Origin of the sequence: Moraxella sp. E33BD (assembly GCF_041807865.1) — a bacterium.
In the GTDB taxonomy this organism is placed as follows: Bacteria; Pseudomonadota; Gammaproteobacteria; order Pseudomonadales; family Moraxellaceae; genus Moraxella; species Moraxella haemolytica.
In genome coordinates, this window is record NZ_JBGTZD010000041.1 from 1 (window position 1) to 800 (window position 800).

Genomic DNA, 800 nt, shown 5'->3' on the forward strand with positions numbered 1-800 from the left:
AGCTTGTCCATTTGCTCGAACGCTGATTGTGCCGAACCTGTGGCGGTGATAAGGCTGGCGTTTAATACATCAAACTCACGGCGTACAGACACCATGCTACTGACAGAAGCAAATACACCTGTAGCAGCTGCAATTCCTTTGGCAATAATACCACCCATCTTAGATAGCTTGTTAAGACCCAAGGTGGCTTTTTGGGTGTGCTGTGTTAAGTTATTCATGCCTTTAGACGCTTGGCTTGTGGCATGAGTGATGGAAGATTGCATCTGCTGGGCGGCTTGCTTGGATTGCTTGCCGACTTTGCTGATATTTCTGGTAAATTGAGCGGTGTTTGCCGCCACATGAATTTCGATGCCCAATGACATGAATTTCTCCAATAAAAAAGCACTCATGACGAGTGCTTTGCGTTGATTTTATCGGCATTATCCACCCAAAGTTAGGTAGTCTGTGCTTTTGGCGTGATGCTTGATTTTTTGGGTATCTTTACTGCTGGCTTTAACAATTAAACTGCGTCCATCATCAAAAATAAGCTGTAATAAGTGCATTTTTTTAACACCCAATAATGAGCCAACCACAGCACCTGCCATACCAGCAAACATACTCTCGGTAGCGATTGCCAGTGCACCACCAAGTAACGCACCATCTATCATTGATGGTTGATAATCGCCATCTTGAGTGATGATTTCATTGACATGAGCAAGGTTTTCTTGACGCAGTACGATATTTTTGCCAGTGTGAATACACTTTAAGGAAAAACCACCCAGCATATAATATAAAGGTTGTTTTTTGTCAAAATCATCAGA

2 protein-coding genes are annotated in these 800 nt (G+C 42.8%); both read right to left on the bottom strand.

Translation table 11 applies throughout. From position 1 onward, the window contains the following. The coding region (locus tag ACERC6_RS10270) for a hypothetical protein (RefSeq protein ID WP_373628959.1) at nucleotides 1–389 on the bottom strand (389 nt) is incomplete at its 3' end. Between the two features lie 30 nt (nucleotides 390–419). Next, the coding region (locus ACERC6_RS10275) for a hypothetical protein (protein ID WP_373628960.1) at nucleotides 420–800 on the bottom strand (381 nt) is incomplete at its 5' end.